At 58.5% G+C, this 4,196-nt stretch carries 3 protein-coding genes, 2 tRNA genes and 1 pseudogene; 3 read left to right on the top strand and 3 right to left on the bottom strand.

The features are described from left to right. Positions 1–180: 180 nt before the first annotated feature. The 3 genes from E1297_RS03915 to E1297_RS03905 form a co-directional block, all read right to left on the bottom strand. Positions 181–270: transfer RNA gene (locus E1297_RS03915), tRNA-Lys, on the bottom strand. Between the two features lies 1 nt (position 271). Then, a tRNA-Lys gene (locus E1297_RS03910) sits at positions 272–347 on the bottom strand. A gap of 267 nt (positions 348–614) precedes the next feature. Next, a complete protein-coding gene (locus tag E1297_RS03905; protein ID WP_196223181.1) occupies positions 615–1,142 on the bottom strand; it encodes an RNA polymerase sigma factor in 528 nt (175 codons plus the stop codon). A gap of 147 nt (positions 1,143–1,289) precedes the next feature. Here E1297_RS03905 and E1297_RS03900 point away from each other — a divergent pair, with 147 nt between their 5' ends. The 3 genes and pseudogenes from E1297_RS03900 to E1297_RS03890 all read left to right on the top strand — a co-directional run. Further along, positions 1,290–1,880, top strand: coding sequence for a hypothetical protein (locus E1297_RS03900; RefSeq protein WP_155134152.1), 591 nt, complete (start codon positions 1,290–1,292; stop codon positions 1,878–1,880). Continuing rightward, entirely contained in the window at positions 1,877–4,048 is a 2,172-nt protein-coding gene (locus E1297_RS03895) for a penicillin-binding protein 1A (RefSeq protein WP_155134149.1), read from the top strand. Before E1297_RS03900 ends, E1297_RS03895 begins: the two co-directional genes overlap by 4 nt. After that, positions 4,048–4,134, top strand: a pseudogene (locus E1297_RS03890) (IS200/IS605 family transposase); the annotation flags it as partial. The gene E1297_RS03895 and the pseudogene E1297_RS03890, both read left to right, overlap by 1 nt. Positions 4,135–4,196: the final 62 nt, after the last annotated feature.

Raw genomic sequence — 4,196 nt, 5'->3', positions numbered from 1 at the left:
GAAGCGCGGCAAACCCCTTCCTTCAGGGAGAAGGCGTTAACCTTTGCATCGCACTCGCCGTCTTCGGGATGAACCACGCACTGGCTTTCCCGGCAAATGACGTGCGCGAGCACCGGCGGGGGGAGATTTGACTGAATCGATCTCCCGAACGTCTCTTTCGAATTGTTCATGCGAGGGATTTGGAGAACGCGGTGGGATTCGAACCCACGCGGGGCTTTCGCCCGTCCGATTAAAAGTCGGATGCCTTCGGCCAGCTCGGCTCACGCGTTCTTGGAGGACCGCCCGGGTTTCGAACCCGGGATCGTCGGATTAAGAGTCCGCCGCTAAACCAACCCAGCTCGCGGTCCATGAATGTGACTATGCAGCAGATCTAAACAGGCGTCAATTAATTTCTTTCAGTTTTTTCAATGACTTAACGAGTAGTTACAGGGGAGCGTTCACGCGATCGTGCATGTTGAAACCTCTTCGGGAATGAAGTTCGTATTCGCGTTGCGCGGAAGTGCGGGGACGACCATTGAGTGCCGGGAATCTCGTGGCGAGACGCACGCAAACAACCGCCGCCGATGACTTCGGCGAACGCGATGGTTTTCGTTTATTGTCGTGCGTACCGATCCTCATGGACTCGGTCCCTCCTTTTGCCTGTTCATTCCGTTCAGACCCGCGAGCGCTTCGGCTACGGTTTCCCTTGCGCGCGAAACCCTGCTTTTCACCGTGCCTTCGGCGACGCCGAGTATTTCGCCAGCTTCTTTGTAGCTTCTTCCATCGAATCCCACAAGGTAAAGGGCGCTTCTTTGCTCGCTTGGCAGCATTTCAATGGCCTTAGCGGCCGTCCGGTAGGTCTCCCTGTCGAAGCTCTGGGCATCGTCAACGACATCCGGCAGGGTGTCTGAATTCTGGACGTAGTCGCCCTTGCTCGCGCGGCTCCTCATGTTTCCGACGTGGATGTTCCTCATTACGGTAAAGAGCCAAGTGCGCATGCTTCTTTCGGGATCATATTTCTCCCAGTTGTTCAGGGCGCGTTCCATGGTGTCGTGGACGAGATCCTCCCACTCCGTGCGATCCCGAGTGAGGGAGCGGGCGAAAACGGAGAGATGCGGCATGTGTTCCGCTAACTCCCTTCTGAAATCCTGCTCAAGCCTCATGTCCCCTCCTCGCATTTCAGGCAGGGACTTAATTCTTCGTTACATTAATGAAAAAATCAATTACCCAAGGTAATCAAACAAAACTCCTTGCAAGCCACTTCACCGGGACCCCATACTTTTCAAGTATCCCTCTGCTTCGGAAAATCAATGTTCAGCTTCATACACGAGCGCAAGGCTCTTGAATCCCTCGAGAGAGTTTCCGACGGCGCAGCAGAAAGCGTCGCGTCGAATACGCCGGTCAGACGGGCCGCCGCCCTCGCCGTCGCGAACGCGACGCTCATCGTTTCTGCCCGCAAGTGGGGCGGGAACGTGACTCACGCTCCGATGAAACTGCCTCCCGAAGTCGCGGCCGAGGCCGTCAGCGCGTTCTCCGATCGCCTCGACAGGCTTTCCTTGAACGCGGAATCCCTGGAAGGACGTCCGTCCGGAGACCCGGCCATCGATTCCTTTAGGTGGGACCTCATGGCGACCGAGGTGCTGGTTCTAACGCTCGGCGCCAGCCTGAGTGCGGATGCCGCCCACGAGGCGGGCAAGTGCTGGATGCATCTTTGGAGCGCGCGTCGCCGCGCCGAGGATGCCGCTCAGCTCATGATGCATTTTTCCAAGGCGTATTCGACGCCTCCGATCCCCCTCTCCTCGCCGGGCGAAAAGGTTACGCTGAAGAGGCTCGTCACTTTAGCTTCGGTCCTTCCGCCTATGTACCGACCGAAGAAGAAGAACAAGCGACCCGGCTCATGAGACTTCTCAGAACGGCTTTTGCTGCTTTTCTCGTTTTAGGATCGCTGATCGCGTTCGGCGTTTTTTCGTTCGCGCTGGCCTATTTGCGAGATGTCGCCCCCACTCTTCCCGACCATATGTTTCTGAGCGAGTGGAAGCCGGAACAAGGATCCGTCATTCGGTTCTCAGACGGCACCGTCATGGGTGTTCACGCTCTTCAGGACAGGGAGTTCGTGCCCTTGTCGAATATTCCCGACATCGTGGTGAACGCCTTCCTTTCCGCCGAGGATAGCCGTTATTGGAAACATGAAGGTGTTGATGGCGCTGCGGTTCTCCGGGCCGCTCTTTCAAACGTTTCCTCTGGCGGCTCGGGACGCGCCGAGGGTGGCTCGACGATTACTCAGCAGGTGGTAAAAAATCTGATCGTCGGTTCCGAGAAGACGCTGGATCGAAAGATCCGTGAGGCGATCCTCGCTATGCGGATCGATCGCGATCTCGGTAAGGACCGGATCCTGGAGATCTACCTGAACGAGATCTATCTCGGGGCGGGTGCCTACGGCGTGAAGTCCGCCGCGAGGCGTTATTTCGATGCGGAACTCGAAGATCTTTCGCAGGGTCAAGCCGCCGTTCTCGCCGGACTTCCGAAAGCGCCCAGCGCCTACAACCCCTATCAGAACCCGGTCCGTGCGACAGAGCGCCGAAACTACGTTCTCAAGCGCATGCTCGACGACGGATATATCGACACAGCGACATACCGCTTCGAGGCAATGCTTCCGATCAAACTCGCTGAAAGCGCCGCCGATGGTCAGCGGGGGCATCTCTGGTCTCAATACGCCGAAGAGCACGTACGTCGGCTCCTTTTGGAATCGTACGGTAGTGACGGGCTTTATTCCGGTGGCCTCGATGTCACGACGACCATCGATGCGAACGTCCAAAGGGCGGTCCACGAGGAATTGCGCGCAGGCATCCTTGCTGAAGATAAAAGGTCCGGTTGGCGCGGTGCGCTGGCGTCCGGCATCTCTTTCCCTGTCGATTGGTCGTTATCCGCTCTCGACAAGCCTCTAGGCTCCGAAGACTGGTTCGTCGCTGTTGTATCCGAGGTTTCCGGAGATGTCGTGGTGGAGACCCCATTGGGTCGGTTCCCTTTGTCCAGTTCGTCCGTGGACTGGGCGGCGCGTGGAGGCGTGCCTTCCGATGTCTTCCGGGTCGGGGACGCGGTTCTGGTGGACGGCGACGATCTCGTTCAGATACCCGAGGTTCAAGGCGCGGCTGTTGTGATGGATCCCGCTTCCGGGGCCGTCCTGGCTCTTGGAGGGGGTTTCAGTTTCGAGGCAAGCGAGTTCGACCGTGCCACGCAGGCTCGTCGTCAGCCCGGGTCCGTCTTTAAGAGTTTCGTCTATCTGGCGGCGCTCGAGCGTGGGTACGATGCCACGAGCCCCTTGATGGATGCGCCCATCGCGCTTCAGAGCGCGAACGACAACGAGGACTGGCGACCGAAGGGTGGTGAAGGCTGGGGATTGATCACGTTCCGTCGGTCTCTAGAGGCATCCCGAAACATGAGCACCGTTCGACTGCTCTACGGTATGGGGTTGGATTCGGTTGAGGACATAGTCGCCCGTCTGGGAATTCCGATGCGCGGCGATCCTTCCTATGCACTTGCTCTCGGCGCGGGAGAGACCACGCCTCTTGAGATCGCGACGGCGTACGCGGCCATCGCCAACGGTGGCTATCGCGTCGACCCGATCTTTCGTGGACGTCCCAAAGGGGGGCTGGTCCAAGTCATTGACGGAGTATCGGCCGCACAGCTTTCCTCGATCCTATCGGGCGTCCCCGTGGCGGGCACCGCCCGCAAGGCCTTTTACGGATATGATCGCGTGGTGGCGGGCAAGACAGGGACGACCAACAGCGCCCGGGACGCCTGGTTCGTCGGATACGACCCCGGCATCGTAGTGGTGGTTTGGATCGGCCGCGATGACAACCAGCCCCTCCTGAAGGGTGCCGGAGGCGGATCTACCGCAGCTCCAGTCGCAAGGCGCATCATGGAGCGTGTCGAGGCGCTGGTTCCCCGTCGGGACTTTTATCTTCCGGATGGCGCGCATGAGATTGTCGTGGACTCCGAGACGGGTATGCCGGACGAGAATGGCAACGTAATTGAGATCATCCGTTCTTCCGAATCGCATCTCGAGTAAAGGGTGTTCTTTGGTCGTCGTCTAGTTTCGCCGGCACTTGTGGAGGTGCGTCTATTGAGATTGTCAGGCAATATGTTGAAGAGTAACGGAGTAAGTCTTGCTGCCTCGCTGCGCGAGCTGCGCTCTTGCCCCTCCCTGAAGGAAGGGG

It is taken from the genome of Roseibium sp. RKSG952 (assembly GCF_009711355.1).
The sequence above is the reverse complement of the archived record's forward strand: the minus strand, read 5'-3'. Positions and strand labels throughout refer to the sequence as shown.